At 35.4% G+C, this 19,696-nt stretch carries 14 protein-coding genes and 4 pseudogenes; 6 read left to right on the top strand and 12 right to left on the bottom strand.

The genetic code is table 11. From position 1 onward, the window contains the following. Positions 1-206: 206 nt before the first annotated feature. Positions 207-866 (top strand): hypothetical protein, encoded by a 660-nt coding sequence (locus MHH79_RS02850; protein WP_340034980.1) that lies wholly within the window; start codon positions 207-209, stop codon positions 864-866. Positions 867-1,219: 353 nt separating this feature from the next. Here MHH79_RS02850 and MHH79_RS02845 read toward each other — a convergent pair whose 3' ends face one another. The 4 genes from MHH79_RS02845 to MHH79_RS02830 form a co-directional block, all read right to left on the bottom strand. Next, positions 1,220-1,813: a YdeI family protein gene (locus MHH79_RS02845; protein WP_123374386.1), complete on the bottom strand. Its 594-nt coding sequence runs from the start codon at positions 1,811-1,813 to the stop codon at positions 1,220-1,222. Between the two features lie 273 nt (positions 1,814-2,086). After that, positions 2,087-2,461 (bottom strand): hypothetical protein, encoded by a 375-nt coding sequence (locus MHH79_RS02840; RefSeq protein ID WP_166668897.1) that lies wholly within the window; start codon positions 2,459-2,461, stop codon positions 2,087-2,089. 221 nt (positions 2,462-2,682) lie between these two features. After that, a complete protein-coding gene (locus MHH79_RS02835) occupies positions 2,683-3,981 on the bottom strand; it encodes an MFS transporter (protein WP_340035149.1) in 1,299 nt (432 codons plus the stop codon). 109 nt (positions 3,982-4,090) lie between these two features. After that, on the bottom strand, positions 4,091-5,479 hold the full coding sequence (locus MHH79_RS02830; protein WP_268554658.1) for a PLP-dependent aminotransferase family protein: 1,389 nt from the start codon (positions 5,477-5,479) through the stop codon (positions 4,091-4,093). A 237-nt stretch (positions 5,480-5,716) separates the two neighbouring features. Between MHH79_RS02830 and MHH79_RS02825 the strand changes: the two are divergent. Continuing rightward, positions 5,717-6,584 (top strand): annotated as a pseudogene (locus MHH79_RS02825) (AraC family transcriptional regulator). A gap of 151 nt (positions 6,585-6,735) precedes the next feature. Here the strand turns inward: MHH79_RS02825 and MHH79_RS02820 are convergent. Beyond that, positions 6,736-7,696: pseudogene (locus MHH79_RS02820) on the bottom strand (DMT family transporter). A gap of 113 nt (positions 7,697-7,809) precedes the next feature. On the opposite strand from MHH79_RS02820, the gene MHH79_RS02815 reads away from it, so the two are divergent. Together MHH79_RS02815 and MHH79_RS02810 are read left to right on the top strand one after the other, a co-directional pair. Next, positions 7,810-8,697 (top strand): AraC family transcriptional regulator, encoded by an 888-nt coding sequence (locus tag MHH79_RS02815; RefSeq protein WP_340034979.1) that lies wholly within the window; start codon positions 7,810-7,812, stop codon positions 8,695-8,697. 656 nt (positions 8,698-9,353) lie between these two features. After that, positions 9,354-9,815, top strand: a complete 462-nt coding sequence (locus MHH79_RS02810; protein WP_029317377.1) for a CarD family transcriptional regulator — start codon at positions 9,354-9,356, stop codon at positions 9,813-9,815. Positions 9,816-10,481: 666 nt separating this feature from the next. Here the strand turns inward: MHH79_RS02810 and cspC are convergent. Next, complete coding sequence (gene cspC, locus MHH79_RS02805) at positions 10,482-10,682, bottom strand: cold shock protein CspC (RefSeq protein ID WP_003234247.1); 201 nt, start codon at positions 10,680-10,682, stop codon at positions 10,482-10,484. Between the two features lie 718 nt (positions 10,683-11,400). Between cspC and MHH79_RS02800 the strand changes: the two genes are divergently transcribed. Next, positions 11,401-12,429: a fatty acid desaturase gene (locus tag MHH79_RS02800; protein WP_047182141.1), complete on the top strand. Its 1,029-nt coding sequence runs from the start codon at positions 11,401-11,403 to the stop codon at positions 12,427-12,429. A gap of 433 nt (positions 12,430-12,862) precedes the next feature. Here the strand turns inward: MHH79_RS02800 and MHH79_RS02795 are convergent, their stop codons facing one another. Together MHH79_RS02795 and MHH79_RS02790 are read right to left on the bottom strand one after the other, a co-directional pair. Continuing rightward, entirely contained in the window at positions 12,863-13,216 is a 354-nt protein-coding gene (locus tag MHH79_RS02795; protein WP_033883540.1) for a hypothetical protein, read from the bottom strand. Continuing rightward, on the bottom strand, positions 13,213-13,446 hold the full coding sequence (locus tag MHH79_RS02790; protein WP_003240464.1) for a helix-turn-helix transcriptional regulator: 234 nt from the start codon (positions 13,444-13,446) through the stop codon (positions 13,213-13,215). The genes MHH79_RS02795 and MHH79_RS02790 overlap by 4 nt, the downstream gene beginning before the upstream one ends. A gap of 245 nt (positions 13,447-13,691) precedes the next feature. On the opposite strand from MHH79_RS02790, the pseudogene MHH79_RS02785 reads away from it, so the two are divergent. Further along, positions 13,692-13,856: pseudogene (locus MHH79_RS02785) on the top strand (VOC family protein); the annotation flags it as partial. A 130-nt stretch (positions 13,857-13,986) separates the two neighbouring features. On the opposite strand, the pseudogene srtA reads toward MHH79_RS02785, so the two are convergent. The 4 genes and pseudogenes from srtA to lanKC all read right to left on the bottom strand — a co-directional run. Beyond that, positions 13,987-14,364, bottom strand: a pseudogene (gene srtA, locus MHH79_RS02780) (sortase SrtA); the annotation flags it as partial. 249 nt (positions 14,365-14,613) lie between these two features. Continuing rightward, on the bottom strand, positions 14,614-14,988 hold the full coding sequence (locus tag MHH79_RS02775) for a hypothetical protein (protein ID WP_029317380.1): 375 nt from the start codon (positions 14,986-14,988) through the stop codon (positions 14,614-14,616). 323 nt (positions 14,989-15,311) lie between these two features. Further along, a complete protein-coding gene (locus MHH79_RS02770; RefSeq protein WP_100506822.1) occupies positions 15,312-17,045 on the bottom strand; it encodes an ABC transporter ATP-binding protein in 1,734 nt (577 codons plus the stop codon). A gap of 89 nt (positions 17,046-17,134) precedes the next feature. Further along, a complete protein-coding gene (gene lanKC, locus MHH79_RS02765) occupies positions 17,135-19,693 on the bottom strand; it encodes a class III lanthionine synthetase LanKC (RefSeq protein ID WP_340034978.1) in 2,559 nt (852 codons plus the stop codon). Positions 19,694-19,696 lie beyond the last annotated feature (3 nt).

The raw sequence follows: 19,696 nt of genomic DNA, 5'->3' as shown, positions 1-19,696 counted from the left end.
TTTTGCATTTATATCCCACTTTACATTCAAAACCTGAAGAAAAAGGGGCAAAACTTCTTAAGAATTCTTAAGTTTTCGCGATGTTATTCAAGATCGTTTCCTCTTCTTAAACAGTTTTCAATATCATCCTATCTATTCCATGGTAATATTTAGATACATAAACTTATATATGAAGCTGACCTGAGTTAATGGAGAGGAATGAAAGAATGAAGAAATGCAAAATGATATGTTATTGCAATACTGCCCAGCTGCTCATGATTTTGCTTGCTGGATGTACGGGCAGTAAGGATGAAGAAGCACATCAACCTTCAAATCAAGCTTCTGCTGTGCAAACTGACGAAAAACACACTGAGCCTGAAGAGAGCACCAAAATACGCAAGGATGAAGCGGAGCCAATAACAGAATCAGAAGAATCCGCAACAAAAGCTGCAAATGATACCTCTTCAGCAGAGGAGAAAAGCAAAGAAGACAATGTATTGGCAGCATACTCTTCGGAAAAAATTGAATATGCCAGGGTTTGGCTTCAACTGGGACCTAATCAAGAGATAGATGAATTAAATGTTCGACATATTTCGGCTGGCGAGCCAATTAATCCTAATGATGATACAAGTGCCAGCTATCCAGAAGATGTGACCCAGTTAGCAGGTTCTCGTTTAGTGGATGGATCAGTCACTTATCATGGCAATGGGGATGGCACGATTCATGTATATAATGTGCCTTTACGCTGGGATTCCGCTGATGATGTAGAAAAAGGCGTCATGAGGGAAGTGACTGAGAATATCATAAAAAACAGAAAAACAGTGTATGTTGATACAGGTGACAATGAAAAAATCAAGCGGCTCATTGATATCATGATGATTCATTAATCAGTATTCGTTTGTCTGTACCTGACTAAATACAATGGTTAATAAGGAAATAAGATATATTAATATAAAAACAAAGTTTGAAGTGCAGTAACTTGCTGAAAAATCTTCCGGTTCTATTAGTTCTCCTAGGCATTCTAAATGTGATGAGCCGTACCATTGAGCTATTTCTAGGTGTTGCATTAATATTTTATAACGCTGTCTAGTGGCATACAATGTTAATCAAAAGAAGCATTTCAGCAGTAAGTGAATGTTGTCCTAAGAAAAAACAAGCATCTTACTATGCTTGTTTTTCTTCTATAGAAATGATCTTATTACGCTATGATGCTATTCCTTTAGCCTAAACCTTGGCGTGCCTAATCCTTTAATCCCTTTCCATCGAGAATTTTTTGCACATATTTTTCGACTCTCGATTCTCGGGTTTTGGATTGTTTGGCTTGAGAAAAATAAAGAGTGTACGCTCTTTGCCGTCCCGGAGTCAAAGCTTCAAAAGCAATTTTCAATGCAGGGATTTCATCGAATTTTTTTTGAAGTTCTTCAGGAATGTTCAATTCAATATTTTTGTTAACTTCCACTTTCAAACCGGCTTTTTCAACTTCAATGGCTTCGTGAATATAGGCTTTCAAAATGTTTTCTAGCTCATTTATTTCCTGAACATTTGTAAACCGAATCTGGCGCGCCGCCTGTACATTCTCCGTTTGTTGAATGAGAATTCCATGGGCATCCTGTAATAGGGCACCTTTGTGAAACAGAAGCGCACAATATTCTTTAAACCCATGTATTAAAACGACATTTTTATTATTGTATGTGTAACAAGGATGCATCCACTTAAAATCTTCAGTCAGCTCACAGTCAAGAATGATGGTTCTCAACTTCTCAAATTCTTCCTTCCACTTTTTCGCTTTACTTAAAAATTCATCAACCTTCGGATTCGTTCTGCTATTTGTCATGAAGGAATTCCCCTCTTTCCAAGCTTTTTACATTTACGTGAATTGATAATAATGAAGTCCAGTTTTATTTTTGACATCTCGGTATTTATTTTATTCTTCTATAGGTTCCTTCTCTTATTATTCAATAGATTAAGCTTAAAGTGAGGATGATGCAACAACAAAAAATATCATGGGCTATATCCATGTCCACAACATAAAAAGAGAAGGCCCACAAAGCCTTCTCATCTTGTTTTATTATTTCACTGACAATCTGAAAAAATAACAATTCAATTATTATATATCTTTTTTATTCTTGCCAATGCATAAGGTTACGGCAACACTAGCTATACTGACTAAAGTTCCTGCAATAGAAACTAGAATTGTCAAAAAGCCATTGGGAATAAGAAATCCAATTGGAATGAGCCCCAGAAAAGTGAAAACGATAAAACATTGGTATACACCAGATATTATTCTTACAACCAAATTGCCAAAAAAGGACATGACTAATGGAGGGATAAATAAAAATACAACGATCCCAATTGAGATCATCAAGATAAGAGGTTCATCAAATGAGATGACATGCTCTCCTGGCGACTCTTTAGCGGCCGCTAAAACAACAAGTATAGACATCATTAGTGTAACAAAAACAAGAGAAAACCTTTTTAACAACGTTATGACTCCTTTACCTAAAGCGAGTAATCCTGCCTTTTTCAAATCCGATAACCATTTTATGTGATTCAATTAAAGAATATGCAGTGAGTGACACAGCTAAGGAATCCTGGTCAAATCTTTATAATAGATTTAATGGAGCAACTGTAGTTCGTTAGAATATTAGATGATGCAATAGACTTTATCTAACAATATAACAAATTAATGTAAATCAAACAATCCTACCCTTTATCGGCCCTAGACCATACCACCACTGGAATGAGTAATAAGGACATAATCCCTCCAGTAAATGATAATGCGAGGTAACTTGAACCTGCCACAATCATTCCAGATAATGCCCCGCCAGCAGCTCCTGACAACGCAATCAGAACATCCACCGTCCCCTGCGTTTTAGCTCGTGTGGCAGTATCAGTTGAATCTACAATAAGGGCAGTCCCGCTTATCAAACCAAAATTCCACCCTAATCCCAGTAAAGAAAGAGCAATGACGAGAAGAACCATAGAATCTCCCGGAGCAAATGCTGCTATTACACCTGCCAAAAGCAACGTTGTTCCAGAGGAAATAGCCATTGCGGTACGTCCCAACCTATCTACAAGAACACCTGTAACCAGTGAAGGGAGATACATAGCACCTATATGAAAACCAATAACAAGACCTACTGCCCCCAAGTCATGCCCATGATGTCTCATATGAACCGGTGTCATTGTCATAATAGCTACCATTACGATTTGAGTAAGAATCATAACCGTTGCCCCAACGATTATGCCTTTTTTGTTTTCTGTATGCTCAGTTGCCGCCAAATGTCCTTTAGCACCAGGCTCTTCATTTGCCGCTTCTATTGTTCTTGCTATAACTAATGGATCTGGACGAAGCATAATGAAAAGGACCACACCTGCTAAAATATATGCTGCTGCGGCTAAAATGAAAGGGCCAGCAAGTGATGGAACACCAATAGAAAGAGCGAAATCCCCCATCACATTCACTAAGCTTGGACCTGCCACTGCGCCAAATGTAGTAAAAACCATCGTAATACTAACAGCAGTCGCTCGCTGCTTACGATTTGCTAAGTCTGTACCAGCATAACGGGCTTGTAAATTTGTGGCTGTTCCTGCACCGTAAATAAGCAATGAAATAAATAACAAGAAAATACTATTTATGATTGCTGCCATAATAACGCCTATTGCTCCAAGTCCGCCAATCATAAAGCCAGCTGAAAGACCTGTTCGACGGCCATAACGTTGAGAAAGTCTTCCAACAATTAATGCAGATCCTGCTGACCCTAAAGTAAATAAAGCAGAAGGCAGACCAGCAAACGCATCAGTGCCAAGCATTTGCTGTGCAATAAGCGCACCGACAGTCACTCCTGCCGCCAGCCCCGCACCGCCAAAAATTTGTGAGATACTCACAACGAACAATGTACGCTTGTATAACGATTTTTGTTTTTCTGGTGAACTGATGTAGCTTTGTAATGAAGCAGTTTGAACATCTATTGCTTTTACGCTGTCCTTGTCTAACATCATCTGACCTTCCTTTCTAAAAGCCAATTTTGTATAAACCTCCCTCTAGATGTGGATCATCATAACACGCACAAAAAAGCCATACAATGTCATAATTGTATGGCAAACAATATTAGGTAAGATCGTCTAGCAAACGTCTCAGGATCATTAAACCTTGTTCAAGCTCTTCAAGTGTTTTTGGTGCACAGACAGAAACCCTTACAGCCCTTTCAGGACAACTATTTCCCACTACAAAGCGTTCAGCCGCATACACTTGCACGCCATGTCGAGCAGCCAACTCTTCAAATTCGGCACCAGACATTTTACCCGGTAACAACAACCAACGAAAAATGCCTGTTTCAACACCTAAACATGTATATCCCGCAACATATCGGTTTACGAGTTGATTTCTGCGAATGGTTTGTTCACGATGACTCTCAATTAAGACTTCAAATTGATTTGATACAATCGTGCGAGCAGTAAGTTCAGCTAATAGCGGGGAAACGGTTATATTTAAATTATAAAGCGCCTTTGATATTGGCTCCTTATATTGTCTCGGCACTGCTACATAAGCCAAACGCAGGCCTGGCGCTAACGATTTTGATAAACTTGCAATATGGATAACCTGTTGCGGTGCGAATGAGGCGAGCGCCGGAAGCGGATTTTTGTTGAGAAGATGGTACGATGCATCTTCAATAACAAATAGATTATATTTCTTTGCAATGTCTGCAACCATTCTTCGATTCTCAACAGACATAAAGGAAGTCGTCGGATTATGGTAATCCGGGATTAAATACAAACCTTTAATATTTTCGTTTTTACACGCATATTCAAGTGACTCCGGACTCATTTCATCGTTCTCTGATTTTATCGGTACGATTTGCACACTAAGCAATGATGCAACAGTTTTTAATCCAGGGTACGTATGATGGTCAACTCCGATGCGATCTCCAGGCTTACAAAGACTGGCCAATGTCGCTGCAATCGCATTTTGCCCTCCATTTGCAAATAAAATGTGATCAACGGATGTTTCAAATCCGCCTCTTTGGATGAGCTTTACAGCTGCATCTTTTTGCCAAAGGCTTTCACCTGCCCGGCCATAGCTAAACCATTTTTCATAATCCTCCTCATGAACCATGCTTTTTAGTTGGTATAACAAGGGCTCATATGAAGCGTGATCTGGAAGTATTGCTCCCATTTCAATTAAATGTTTCGGCTTTGTATCCTCAAGTAAATACGAATTCGATAACGCATCATACGATACAAATGTGCCGCTCCCTACAGTCGCACTTAACAACCCCTTTAACTCACACACTTTAAATGCTTTTGAAATCGTACTCACATTTAAATCTAAATAATCGGCCAATTCTCGCTGGGGAGGAAGTTTTGTTCCAGGTAATAAAACTCCGTTTAAAATATCCTGTTCCAATTGCCCTGCAAGTGCTTTATAAATAGGCTTTTCAGCTTTATCAATCGATGGCTTCCAGCTCATCGGATAGTTTTCAAAAGAATTGATAGGCATGATACGCATCCTTTTTCACTCAATTATATGAATGTGCTGCTTATAAGACAATTATAACTTTCTTTCAGTTATGCCTTTGAAGGTGTACATGTCTTTATAGCATGCTTCAATAAAACCTGTACAAATACAAGTGAATCACTTACTTTATTTCATATAAGTCATCCTGCAAAACTGTGCACAGAATGTCGGATAAATACATTTCACTCCTGTTATTCTTTGGTTAAAGGAGGCCAAATAATGGATTTGCTTAAAAGTATGAATAGGGCGTTAAAGTATATTGAAGAAAACCTCACTAATGATATTGATTTTAAAGAGGCAGCAAAGCTTGCTTTCTGCTCTGAATATCATTTTAAAAGGATGTTTTCCTTCCTAGCAGGTATTTCATTATCGGAATATATTCGTCGCAGACGTCTTACTCTTGCAGCTTTTGAACTGAAAGACAGCAATGTAAAAGTGATTGATATTGCAATAAAGTACGGTTATAACTCACCAGATTCTTTTGCACGGGCATTCCAAAATTTACATGGCATAAACCCATCAAAAGCCAGACTTAATGGCCATTCCCTTAAAGCTTATCCACGAATGACCTTCCAGCTAACAATCAAAGGAGGAAATGAACTACCGTATTGAAGAAAAAGAGGCATTTCGCATCGTTGGCATTAAAAAAAGAGTTCCTATTATTTTCAAAGGGATTAATCCGGAAATTGCATCCATGTGGGAAAGTTTAGATGAAAAAGCAATCAATAAACTAAAAGAGCTTTCTAATGTAGCACCATTAGGCCTCATTAGTGCATCCACTAATTTTTCTGAAGGTCGGACAGAGGAAAAAGGAGAGCTAGATCACTATATTGGCGCAGCCACAACGAAACAGTGTCCAGATAATTTCTCACGGCTTGAAGTCCCTGCCTCAACGTGGGCTGTATTCGAATCAATCGGGCCTTTTCCGGATACACTGCAAGAAGTATGGGGACGCATTTATTCCGAATGGTTTCCATCGTCAAATTACGAACAAATAGAAGGTCCAGAAATATTGTGGAACGAGCATAAGGATGTAACATCACCATCTTTTAAAAGTGAAATTTGGATACCAATTACAAAAAAGTAATACGTTTTTTGATCAGAGAAGAAAAATTGAAGGTTCTTGAAGAAATCATACCAAGGGCGGCAAAACCCTTGGTATCCCTGATACTGCCGAGAGGGCTCAAACTCCACCAGTTTTTTTCATTGCCGGACCGTTCATATAAACAAAAAAGCCCTTATATATCCCGATTTGCATGATTCCTAATCTTTAATAAAGATTTTTTCACTCTGCATGAAAGGCTCTTTATGTAAAGCCAATATTAAAGTTATCCCTATAATACAGAAAGCACCAATCCATTGAAAAGAACCAAATGGCGCTTTTAACCAAACGACAGTTGTTACAACTGCTGATAGAGGTTCTAAACTTCCTAATAGGCTTGTTTCTTTGGGAGAAAGGCTTTCCAAGCTTTTTATGAAGAACCAGAACGCAATCATTGTTCCAAATAATATCACAAATAAAATATATGCATACGCCTCAGCAGTTAATCGTTGAAAATCCAGTTGCCATGGCGGATGGATAAAACCCAATGCAAAACCGCCAATAATCATAGCCCAACCTACAACGACAAGAGAATCAAATTTATTTAATAAACCAACGGCATACAAAGTATAAAAAGCTGCCGCGAATCCTGATAAAACTCCCCATACTACTGCAGCTGCCGGCACTGAAAGTTGAGATATTGAACCATTCGTTAACAAAAAAAAGCAACCCACTAAAGCAAGCACAACAGTAATGATATCTTGTTTAGTAAGAACCGTTTGTTTTCGCAAAAGCGTGTAGATAATGACGATTACTGGGGATAAATATTGCAATAATGTAGCAACGGCAGCATTCCCATGTTGAATGGATGCCATATATGTGTACTGCACAGCTAGCATTCCCAATAGGCCAAAAATAAGAAGCTGGCCAGCCGACTCTTTATTTCTCCAAACCTCAATAACCTGAGACCGTTCCTTTCTGAACAATTGCAGCATTAAAAGCAACATTCCAGCCGTAAGCAAGCGTGTCGTTACAAGCCAATTGACATCAATTTGATATTCTTGAAAAAGTTTTTTGGCTACTGTGCCTCCAATTCCCCAACATGTCGCCCCTGTTATAACATAGACCAATCCCATTCTTCTTTTGGAAGTATCCATACATGACTCCTCACTAATAAATATAATAATAGTGTTATGATAAATGCATAACCTTATAAAAAATACTCAAATCGAATGAAAAAATATAAATATATTGAGGTGAGAATGTCCGAATGAAGAATTTTGTGATCGATCAAAATTTAAAAGAATTAACAGAGCACCGAACGGTAGAATTACCAGTAGCTTGTTACGAGACAAGGATCAATCAAAATATAAATGGCTATATTCCGCTTCATTGGCATGATGAAATCCAATTTGTTTTGATACTAAAAGGGATAGCTCTCTTTCAAATAAATGAAGAAAAAATAGAGGTTCACGAAGGGGATGGATTATTTATCAATAGTGGCTGCCTGCACATGGCAGAAGAAAGGGATGGCTCGGATTGTACGTATATTTGCTTAAATGTGTCACCCCATTTCGTTTTATCTCAAGAACTGTATTCAAGCTATGTTCAGCCCTATATGTTTTCAACCAATTTGCCCTATTTATTTTTGAATGGAAATCAACAGTGGGCAAAAAATATTCTAGATGCTGTTAAAAAAATAAATCTATTGATTCAACAAAAGACATCGCTCTATGAGATTGACATTACCATGCAATTAACGTTAATGTGGAAAAACCTGGTCGTTAATGGTTTTCAATTAGAGTACGATCAATCTGAAATGATAAAAAGTCATCGAATGAAACAAATGTTAAACTGGATTCATCTCCATTATGCTGAAAAAATCACATTAGAGGACATTGCAAAAGCTGGCCAACTGAGCCGTTCTGAGTGCTGCCGTTATTTTAAACGAATGCTGAATAAGACGCCATTACGTTATGTAATGGATTATAGAATTCAAAAAAGCTTATTATTACTGCAACACCCTGAATCCAATGTGACAGAAGTGTCTTATCAAGTTGGATTTAACAGTACCAGTTATTTCATAAGTAAATTTCAACAAGCGATGAATATGACGCCATTATCATACAAAAATATTCATATGAGACATAGTCATTAAAGAGAAAGAAAAAGAAGTGAATTCATAACAAAAAGAAAAGCAAACTATTTTATATAGTTTGCTTTTCAATTAACTTTGTTCTTTCCCCTTTACTTTTCTTTTTGTTCTGGTCTTCATTTATAATCTCTCCTTTCTCATTTTTCTTCTCGCCTCAATACCCATTTGAAGGTTATTTCCCTGATAATAAACATAATGCCAATCTCGGTAGCAAAATGTTCAATGTCAGCAAACCTTTTTCTGTCCGCAAGATAAGTGAAAATGCATCATTAAGTAAGTGGGCTGTTATCCATATCAATTTGAGAACGATCCTCAATCATGTGTTTTAAAATATTTTTAGCTGACATTTCACGAATATCGTTCCTTCTTATCTACTCAAATCATTTCTGTGATGTCATTGAGCTCAGTCATGAATTACAAAGGAAATTGAATAACTCATTTTCAATGAAAAACTGATCTATGTTAATTAGTCAAGGTTTCAGGATATACACGGATCAATTGACCTTTCCCCTATTGTTTTGATGTTGTTTTTGCTCGATCTGTTTTTTTAAAAAAAGTTATTGACATCAAAAATTCGATCATGTTATTATTAAAAGTTTGATATTCCACCTCCATATATGGTAATCTTAAGAAGGTTACCATATATGGAGGTGGATGATATGTTTCAAATTGGCGATAACATTGTTTATCCAATGCACGGAGCAGGTATAATTGAAGCCATAGAAGAAAAAGAATTCTTAGAGGAAAAACAACAGTATTATGTCATAAGAATGTCAATCAGTAATATGACAGTTATGATTCCAACGCGTAAAATATTGAGTTCGAATATACGACCAGTTACCGATATACTTGCATTAAAACACATTATGCACATTTTTCAGCATGGAGAATCAGATAGGTTACTGCCATGGAAGCAAAGGTATAAAATAAACACGGACAAAATAAAAACGGGTGAAATACAAGAAGGCGCTGAAGTTGTACGTGATTTAATGCGTATGAAGAAAGAAAAAGCACTTAATGCAAGCGAAAAAAAAATGCTGGATAATGCATATGAATTTTTGATTAGTGAACTGGAAGTAATTAAAGGAATCACTGAAAATCAAATAAAAAGTTTCGGTTAGATAGTGTATTGCATCCCGAAAAATATTTCGGAATATTATGATAAAAAGCAAATCTTCTCCAACTTATGTTTAGAATATTAACGACCTCTTTTGTTATTCCTACATTCTAATCCATTTTTATTATTTACATTTCTTCTGCGAAGATTGAAGTTTTACCAAAAAACTCAATAAAATAGTCACTTGTTTTTAGTATCCTGATTCACACTGGCACGGACAAGGAGCCGTAAGGATGGAAGAGAGGTAGGGCTTTCATTGTTTTAGGTATCTCTAAGTGATTATTTCCAGGAGAAAAAACAATCGATCTCCTCATTATTTTTAAGAATTTCTTATATCCACTGCCACATTGAATAATAATTGTTTATCTTCTTTTCATAAAAGAGATATGCGAGTTGGTAACATCCAAATGAAACCATTTTTATTAACGAGCAGGTTAGTGAAAAAAGAAAGAGTTATATTTGAACAAAACATTAAATAATTTATATACATTCCGCATATTGTCAATCCAGTATGTTATACTGTAAACAAACCTTTGAAGTTTTAAATCTTTTTCTATTACCTTGTAGCATCTCCCTACTCGAACGTTGAGTAGGGTTTTTTATTGAGTATGATATAGACATAAAAAAACAGGCCCTATATAAAGAGCCTGTTTGTATAAACGATTGAAGATTAAGCTTTTTGAACGTTAGCAGCTTGAGCTCCACGAGCACCTTGCTCAACGTCAAACGATACTTTTTGACCTTCGTCTAAAGATTTGAATCCGTCACTTTGGATTGCAGAAAAGTGTACGAATACATCGTCTCCATTTTCGCGTTCGATAAAGCCAAAACCTTTTTCTGCATTAAACCATTTAACTGTACCTTGTTCCATTTTTGTTGCCTCCTAGTGTGTAACCACACAGTATATACTATCCTTGCCCAAAGTATCATCAAGACGAAAAGTCAATATTCATACTATCCTTTACACCGAACAAAAATAATTCTTCTTTATTATATCAGGAATCGGAAATAACTGCAAATTATATTTCCGATTTATTCATGGCATTATCTGTTAAACATGTGTATACCAGCGCAGAGTAAGAGGCCTATTAAAAACTTTGGTTTGAAAACACCGTGAAAAATGAATCACGAGTGTCTTTCTTTGCTTAATAGTACTTCATTAATGAAAAGCTCAGCTGTTTCTTGTTCAAGAGCAAGATAATCTTTTAAAAGCAGGGCTTTTCACTTGTAAAACTTTGTTTCTGCAGACGTTTCCAAACAATCACTCATGGATATCCCCATTACTTCATTCCTTTTTTCTTCAAACAATCAATGTTCAAGGTCTAAATAAATCGATCCCCATGGGGGAGCATTGAGAGAGTTTGACCCGATAAAGTGCTGGGTATAATCTTCATACGCCTTTTGTATCCCGGCTGACTCTGCTAATAAATGATGTAATTGAACTGGAAATCAGTTTATCATTTCCAATAATTTTACAGATGAATGGGAAGAATACTTATCATATATGGTGTGTATAACGTTGGGCCTTCAAAGACTATAAAACGTTTTCTACACTTAGAAGATCACCAGGGAAGGGGAAACTTTTGAATATGAAAGAACAAAACCTAAGGACTTTGAGAAAACTGGTTACACCTTATGAAAAATCCGATTTACACAAAAGTATTTGTCAAATCATTAACACATTGGTACCATTTTTCCTGTTATGGTGTTTGGCATATAAGAGCTTGTCGATTTCTTATTTCCTTACATTAGCGATTTCTGTAGTTGCGGCAGGTTTTTTAGTGAGAACCTTCATCATCTTTCATGATTGCTGCCACTATTCCTTTTTTAAGAACAGAAAGGCGAATCGAATCCTTGGAACATTAACAGGAATTCTGACTCTGCATCCTTTTGATCATTGGGCACACGATCATTCTGTCCATCATGCGACAAGCAGCAATCTGGACAAACGCGGTACAGGCGATATTTGGGTACTGACGGTTGAGGAATATAAGGAAGCCTCAACGAAGACAAAAATAATGTACCGATTGTACAGAAATCCGTTTGTTATGTTTATTATTGGGCCGATTTACGTTTTCGGGATTGCCAATCGTTTTAATCGAAAAGGAGCAAAACGCAAAGAACGGATGAATACGTATGTAACGAACCTGGGGATCGTCGCTTTGGCAGCACTTTTATGTTGGGCTATTGGCTGGCAAAACTTCCTGCTGGTTCAGGTGCCGATTTTTATGATATCAGGCACTCTCGGAATTTGGATGTTTTATATTCAGCATACGTTTGAGGATTCTTATTTTGAAGAAGATGAGCATTGGGAATATGTAAAAGCAGCAGTTGAAGGAAGCTCTTTTTATAAACTTCCAAAAGTCATGCAGTGGCTAACAGGCAATATCGGTTTTCATCATGTTCATCATTTAAGCCCGAGAGTCCCAAACTATAAGCTTGAAAAAGTGCATAACAACACTGAACCATTGCAAAACGTTCCGACCATTACACTGGCAACAAGCCTTAAATCATTAAAGTTCCGCCTATGGGATGAAGAAGGCAAAAAATTTGTTGGTTTTAGCCACTTAAAAAAAGCTTCTAAAAGCCAAGTATCGGCGCGGCTAACAACGGATTAAAATAAACTCCCCATAATCGCAGAATAAAAGTGCAGACTTGCGCAACGATGTTGTGCAGAGGTCAGCACTTTTTTAGTGGACTCCACAATGCGGTACAGCCGTATTTTCCGCAAAAAAAATAACACCAAAGATGGTTAAACCCTTGGTATTATTGGGATACGGCCGAGAGAACTTGAACCTTTACGGGTTATTCACCCCACTGGGCCCTCAACATAGTAAATCCATATCATTGGTTATGAAAGCTTGTTTTCATTACACTTTCTAACTTCATTTTACATCATCTCTATAAGATTGTATGAATTATGGTTAATAATTGGTGAGCAAAAACCCACTTCCTCACTTCTCCAAATCTCATTATAAAATGATTTCATATTCGTTCCCTCTTCTAAAACAATTACAACTTCTGAGACACTATCTTTCTCGGTAATTGAATTTACAAAAAATCTTTTTTATATCGAACGGCTAGATAGATTCCTGAAGCTAATAAGGCAAGAGAATATTTAAATAAGAAGAAAACTTGCCACATATATTCTTTCGGGAAAATCAAGTCGCACAAAATTACTCCATATAACATAAAGAGGGCACTTTTTAATGATATTTGATTTGTTCTTTCGTCAGCCTTACCCATTTTTTTAAGAAATACGAATGTCAGAATCAATCCGACTACAAGCAATACAAACCCACTGCCAATAAGAATATTCCAATTTCCCGGAGAATGTTCAGCCCAGGACTTTAAAGGGGAAAAAATTGCGTTGGTGATCGTATCTGTGATCGAGTTCATTTTCATTTTTGATCATTTCCTTTCTCATAAGTAAAAATCTCGTTTACATCCACATTAAAAAATTCGGCAATTCGAAAAGCTAACAGCAGAGTCGGAACATAATTTCCTTTCTCCATTACAAAGATGGTTTGTTTGGAAACCCCGACTTTCTTTGCTAATTCTTGCTGAGACAATCTGGCAAGTACACGATATTCATAAACCTTATTTGAGATCGAATCACCAAAATCTTTCTTCATGACCATCACCTCTTGAACCAAATTATAAACTCACCTTATATAAAAGTAAAGTAAACTTATACAAATATACAAAATACTTTTATATTCACCTAGATTACTATGATTTAACATGAACCAGAATGCAGAAAGAACATGATTAAAAAAGCTGACGAAAATTCGTCAGCCTAATCTTTGATATTCTAGTTTTTCTCATATTCCATTTTGATTTAATTTAATTACAATTAACTTAGGAGGTTACATTGCTAATGAAACCACGGATTACAGTAATCACTTTAGGCGTAGATAACTTAGAAAATTCATTGCGCTTTTATCGAGATGGTCTGGTTCTGCCTACACAAGGAATAGTTGGTACAGAATTTGAACATGGTGTAGTAGCCTTTTTTGACTTACAAACAGGACTAAAACTTGCCAAAGTTACCTTCAACCTCGCTACTCACTTCCGGAAGACTTTAATCCATCTCCCCATTCAAAAGCCCATCCAATTAAAAAAAGCTGACGAGAAAGTCTCGCCAGCTAATTCTTCAGAATTCCAATGTCCTTTTAAATCCGCTTTCCATAAATGATATACCGCTTTGGTGCATTACCAATATATGAAAACGGGTAACAAGTTGTCAGAATGAGCTCTTCTTTGTTATGCTGCTGGGTAATAATAGACGTATCTTTTTGGTCTACAATTTTTGTTTTGTCTATTTCATATGAAAAGCTCCCATATGGCAGCAGAACCTTTAATTGATCACCTTTTTTTAGTTCCCCTGTCCGGCGGAATACGGTATCCCGATGACCTGATAGAACAATTTGTCCGTTTTCATCTGGATAATAACTGCCTTTGTAGTGGCCGACTCCTTTTTCCAATTCATCCGCATCCGTTCCCTCTACAATCGGAAGCTCTGCGTCTATTCTTGGAATCTCAAGGACACCGAGAAATTATGGACAAGAAACTGCAGCCCTTTGAGTGGATTTATTTTATTGTAAATGAACAATTTGGGAGCTGTAGATTTAGGAACTGTTAAGATACGCCCTGTAACTCTCTTTCCGAGTATCTACACTAAAAGCAACCATCAGTCATCAAGGGCGTTAGTCATTCGCAACATATAAACCTATAAAAAAAGAAAGCTCCTTTCCTTGAAATTAAGGATAAAGCCTTCTAACCTTATTTTATTATTTCAGCTAAGATTTAACTTCTTTATTCCTATCAATAAAGGTTACTACAACGCTAACTATGCTGATTAAAGTTCCTGCAATAGAAACAACAATGGTCAAAAAGCCATCGGGAATAAGAAAGCCTATTGGAATGAGCCCCAGAAAGGTTAGAACGATAAAACATTGGTATACACCAGATACGATTCTTACAACCCAGTTACCAAAAAAGGACATGACTAACGGAGGAATGAATAAAAATACCACTATCCCAATTGATATCATTAAGATTCGAGGCTGTTCAAATGAAATGACATTATCTCCAGGAGAATTTTTAGCAGCCACTAGCATAACAACTATAGACATAATTAGTGTGAGTAAAACCAGAAAAAATCTTTTTACCATCGTTATAACTCCTTTTTATAATTACTTTAAAACCGGATTATCCGTCTTTTTCTATAACCATTTTATGTTCTCAATCAAAGTATATGCAGTCAAATTACAGCTTAAGTAATATTTATTACTACTTATCAAGACATAACATACACAGACTATGCCGAATAATTAGCTGCTTTTCAGTTTAACTAATGCAAAAAGTATTCCTCATCTTACTATTGTTAAGATTACACTAAATTTGTAAGGTATCTTAATTCATTTAACATAAATGATTTAGATGATGATATTAAATTTACTAATAAATAGATTAAAGGGGCGAGCTCGTAATTTAGTTAGTTAGCCAATTTTTGGGCTGACACAAATCGCCTGTACTTTTCATGGGTAAGCATTAATTGGTCATGAGTTCCTTTACCAGTAATCACTCCTTGGTCTAAGAAAATGATTTGATCGGCTTTTTTAATTGTTGCTAATCTGTGAGCTATTATTACTGTAGTTCTATTTTTCATTAATTCTTCTAGTGAATTCTGTATTTTTCTCTCACTCTCACTGTCCAAACTTGCTGTTGCCTCATCCAATAATAGAATATCAGGATCTTTAATAAAGTTTCTTGCAATATCAATTCGTTGACGCTGACCTCCTGACAACTTCACTCCTTTTTCGCCAATTATTGTGCTATAACCTTTATCTAACAACATAACAAATTCATGGCAATTAGACAATTTAGAATACTTAATAATTTCATCTTCACTAATTTCTCTTTTGATTCCATAAGTAATATTATCTTTTACGGTACCATTTATCATTGCGTTGGTTTGCATTACATATCCAATTTTATTCCGCCAATCTGATAAGTTAAATTCGTTAATCGGTATTCCTTCGAGTGATATGCCCCCATTACTTGGGGGTAATTCATACAAACGTGCAATTAAATTGAAAATAGTACTTTTACCAGAACCAGACGGTCCTACAAAAGCAGTAACCTTTCTACTTGGGATATCAAAAGTTATTTCATTTAAAATCGGTTTATCATCATATTTGAAACTCACTTCTGAAAATTTCAAATTTTGATTGCTGAAATCAATATCTAAAGCATTCTTATTGGACTCTAGCTCTTCTTTGTGCTCAAGTAGAATTTCACTTAATCTTTGGCTAGCTCCTATCGCACGCTGATAGTCTGTAAGTAACGTTGAAAAATTAGTCAAAGGGCCTGATAATTGTATGACATAGAAAATCATAGCTACTAGGGTGCCAGCAGATATTACACCCGTTGAGACTCTTATACCGCCAAATCCCAGAATAATTCCTATAGTCAGTAAAAGGATGAGGCTAGTTAAAGGTTGTATAATTGAAATGATCTTAGACTCTTTTAACCCTAATTTATATATTTCAAAAAGGTTGTTATAAGCATTTTTCAATTCTTGATTTTCTGTATTAGATATCTTTACTAGACGTATTTCTGTTAAGACACGCCCTAATAAACCACTAAAGCTTGCGACTTCGGATTGTGCTTTTTTTGAGATTTTCCTTACCATTCCGCCTAAAGGGATAATTATTGCTAAAAATATAGGCACTATAATAAGAGTTATAAGAGTCATTTGCCAATCCATTCTTAATAAAATGATAACAGAGCCTAAAATAGTGATTATAGCAGGTATTATATTGGGTAATTTTTGAGATACAAAAGCGTTGATAACATTGGTGTCGTCTGTGATACGACTCATTATTGAACCACTCTCATTATTATCAAAGAAAGAGGTTTTTAATTTTATTATATGTTCCCATAGCATAAAACGAATTGCCATAATCATTTTTTCACCAATTTTACTGAGCAAATATAACCCAATACCACTCAAGATTGCGTTAATTAAAAACATGCATAAAAAAATTACTATAAATCTCCAATCAAAGGTGTTCTCGGAAAATTTATCAACGACCTTACCTGTAAATAGAGGTATAAACAAACCACTAATGCTGCCTATAGATGAAATAGAAATAGCAAACAAAATTAATAATAATGGAAGTTTTATTTTACATAATAAAAAGAATAAGGGGTTTTTAGGTCTCATAATAATCTCCTTTTTTACTTCAGATATCCATATTCAAAAAAATATTAGAAAAATTTCTACCTACACTCTTAATTGAGGGAGATAAATAATTAAGAGTTAGACTCAAATACTTTTTTGATGTTCATCACAGGGAGCCACATATAATTAGTATTATTTATAATACCTTGTATTACGAGCAACAATCCTAATGAACCGGAAAATATATCATTTGATAAACGATACCCAAAGTCTCCAGGAGTATATATTTCGACCTTTCCTTTAAAGAGGTGTAGATCTAAAGTTTTCAAATTATCAGCATTTATACCCCGGTTATAATATTTATCAATTGCATTACTAGCAGCGATTATCCCAGCAGTACCTCTAAATAATCCACAATTATAAAAACACTTCGATTTCGCTATTTTGTAAATGCCTCCCAATTCTTTTCCCCATAAATCCTCCTTTAAAAGTAAACTTAATTCAATTAATGCCAATCCCACTCCAGCGCTTCCACCATCTAAATAAGGGACTACTCTAGTGATATCTTCTAATTGATAAACGCCGTAATCATCGAATTTACCAGTGATCAAATCTTTTTCAATAGCTCTTTTCGATAAAATAAGCCATTTATGATTTTTAGTTCTTTTATATAAAGAAGAATAAAAAAGTGAAACACCTGACCAACCATTAATAAGACCACGAGGTATTATATCCATATCATAAGGAACGATTGAAACGTCTTTTTCTAATAATTCCTCTAGCCGGTTTGCAATTTCTATAGATTTGTTAAGATATTTGATAGAGTCTTTTTCATATGAAAGGCCTAAAAAAGCTAAACCGATTCCAGATAGTCCAGATGATAACGTTATATCACTGTTATTTTTAAAATGATTAATGCTATCAAAAAGATGTTTTGCTTTGTCATAATAACCTGATTCCCATAAACTAGTGGCTATTCCAGCCTTGCCAGTCAATAGGCCATTTTCCATCTTCAATAAATCGTTTAAAGATTGATTACCTACCCATTCGTTTAGTTTTTTATTTTGTATATTTGTTCTATTAAAGGCTAATACAGCTCCAAAACCGCCAGTTAAGATATTAAATAATCCATTTTCTAATTCATACTGTCTAATATCTCCTGGGATTACCCTTTCATCAACAAACAAATTATTTATTATATTATTTTGAAGTAACATCTTTACTTCATTTAGTGACATTTCTTTAATATGGTTATGTTCAACATTCAATAAATCTTTAGCTGGATTTGCCTGAACTTGAGAACAAATTTTTTGTATTTTATTAATTATTTTTATAGCTTCGATGCCAAAAAAATTTTCAATATATTTATCATGTGTCTCTAAAATTTTTGAAGAAATATCTTGAACTGGCCCGATAGGTAAAAATAAATATCTCGATATTCTTAGTAACGCAAACCAATCCGCTTGTTTTCTCGTCATATTAGGCCCGCCAGTAAAACCAAATGTTTTTAAACCCGATGGTACACTATCATCAATAAAACTTGCAGTCTCAAAGTCGATCAATCGTATATTTTCGTCTGATGTGATAATAATATTTGAGGGCTGTAAGTCTCCTATCCCTATTCCTTGATTATGTATTTCAGTTAGAGCATCTATTAATTGATTCAAAATTTTTAATACTGTTTTTAAGTATTTTTTATTTGTTTCATTCGTATAAAAAGGATATTTTGTTGCAAGCCAAGTTCTCAGTGATGTGCCTTCAATATATTCCTCTAAAATAAAATGATGTTCCCACGCCTTAAAAAAATCATATATTTTTACGGGGTAACGCGTTCCTTCAAGTTTTTCTAAAATCATCGCTTCATTTTTTATTCTTGTAAAGGCATCAATTCCCAGACTATCTAATCCAATGTTTGGCCTTCCTTCCTTAAGGATAACTTTTTTGTCTAGTTTATCTAGGGCTAAGTAGACTCCCCCTCCATTACTATAATGAATTGCATGGATAACCTCTATATCATCTAATGGAGTAGGTTCAGCTATTTCGTTTTCTAATTTATTATCCATCTCTCTTATTGGAGCAGGTTCAGTGATAAATTCGGGTATAGAGTAATGAGGACTTCTTGAGTCTTCAACTAAGTCACCAGAAGGACTTTGAATAGCAAATACCTTTTTATTATTTTCATAATAATACATACTTAAAAATGCACCATATCTAAAATATACATTGCTTTCATACCATCTTTTATCAGTTAAAATATAAGGGCCTCTAGGAAGAGTATCTAGCAGACTGCTTAATATTTCTAACAAATTTAAAAATACTTGTTCATTTGGCGGGAAAATTGTAATAAACTTACCTGCAGCAGACCTATTGCTGTATTTTGAATTTTTAATACTTAATTCCCATAAGCTTTTAACGTATTTAAAAGAGATTTTGTAATCAAATAGGACATTTGATACAATTTCCAATGTTTTTTCTGCAGAATCTATTGTAGTGCTTATATGTATCTTCCAACCTTGCATTGGAAGTTTATGCTCTTTGTTTATAACATGAATCCAATGATTTTCTCTTATCGTTTTATAATTATTTGGTATATTAGAAATATACAAAGCCGATTCCCTGTTAGGGGTATCGGGCTTTGTATAAAAAGAATTGTTTGTCGAGATAAAGTATTTGAAGTATCGTAAGTCCATATT

Source organism: Bacillus sp. FSL K6-0993, from assembly GCF_037977205.1.
Lineage (GTDB): Bacteria > Bacillota > Bacilli > Bacillales > Bacillaceae > Bacillus > Bacillus subtilis.
This window is presented reverse-complemented; position numbering and strand designations above follow the sequence as displayed.

Excerpts from the sequence above, each read along its gene's own strand:
- MHH79_RS02850 (WP_340034980.1), top strand. The coding sequence starts at position 207 with ATGAAGAAATGCAAAATGATATGTTATTGCAATACTGCCCAGCTGCTC.
- MHH79_RS02845 (WP_123374386.1), bottom strand. The coding sequence starts at position 1,813 with ATGACAAATAGCAGAACGAATCCGAAGGTTGATGAATTTTTAAGTAAA.
- MHH79_RS02835 (WP_340035149.1), bottom strand. The coding sequence starts at position 3,981 with ATGATGTTAGACAAGGACAGCGTAAAAGCAATAGATGTTCAAACTGCT.
- MHH79_RS02830 (WP_268554658.1), bottom strand. The coding sequence starts at position 5,479 with ATGCCTATCAATTCTTTTGAAAACTATCCGATGAGCTGGAAGCCATCG.
- MHH79_RS02815 (WP_340034979.1), top strand. The coding sequence starts at position 7,810 with ATGAAGAATTTTGTGATCGATCAAAATTTAAAAGAATTAACAGAGCAC.
- MHH79_RS02810 (WP_029317377.1), top strand. The coding sequence starts at position 9,354 with ATGTTTCAAATTGGCGATAACATTGTTTATCCAATGCACGGAGCAGGT.
- cspC (WP_003234247.1), bottom strand. The coding sequence starts at position 10,682 with ATGGAACAAGGTACAGTTAAATGGTTTAATGCAGAAAAAGGTTTTGGC.
- MHH79_RS02800 (WP_047182141.1), top strand. The coding sequence starts at position 11,401 with ATGAAAGAACAAAACCTAAGGACTTTGAGAAAACTGGTTACACCTTAT.
- MHH79_RS02795 (WP_033883540.1), bottom strand. The coding sequence starts at position 13,216 with ATGAAAATGAACTCGATCACAGATACGATCACCAACGCAATTTTTTCC.
- MHH79_RS02790 (WP_003240464.1), bottom strand. The coding sequence starts at position 13,446 with ATGAAGAAAGATTTTGGTGATTCGATCTCAAATAAGGTTTATGAATAT.
- MHH79_RS02775 (WP_029317380.1), bottom strand. The coding sequence starts at position 14,988 with ATGGTAAAAAGATTTTTTCTGGTTTTACTCACACTAATTATGTCTATA.
- MHH79_RS02770 (WP_100506822.1), bottom strand. The coding sequence starts at position 17,045 with ATGAGACCTAAAAACCCCTTATTCTTTTTATTATGTAAAATAAAACTT.
- lanKC (WP_340034978.1), bottom strand. The coding sequence starts at position 19,693 with ATGGACTTACGATACTTCAAATACTTTATCTCGACAAACAATTCTTTT.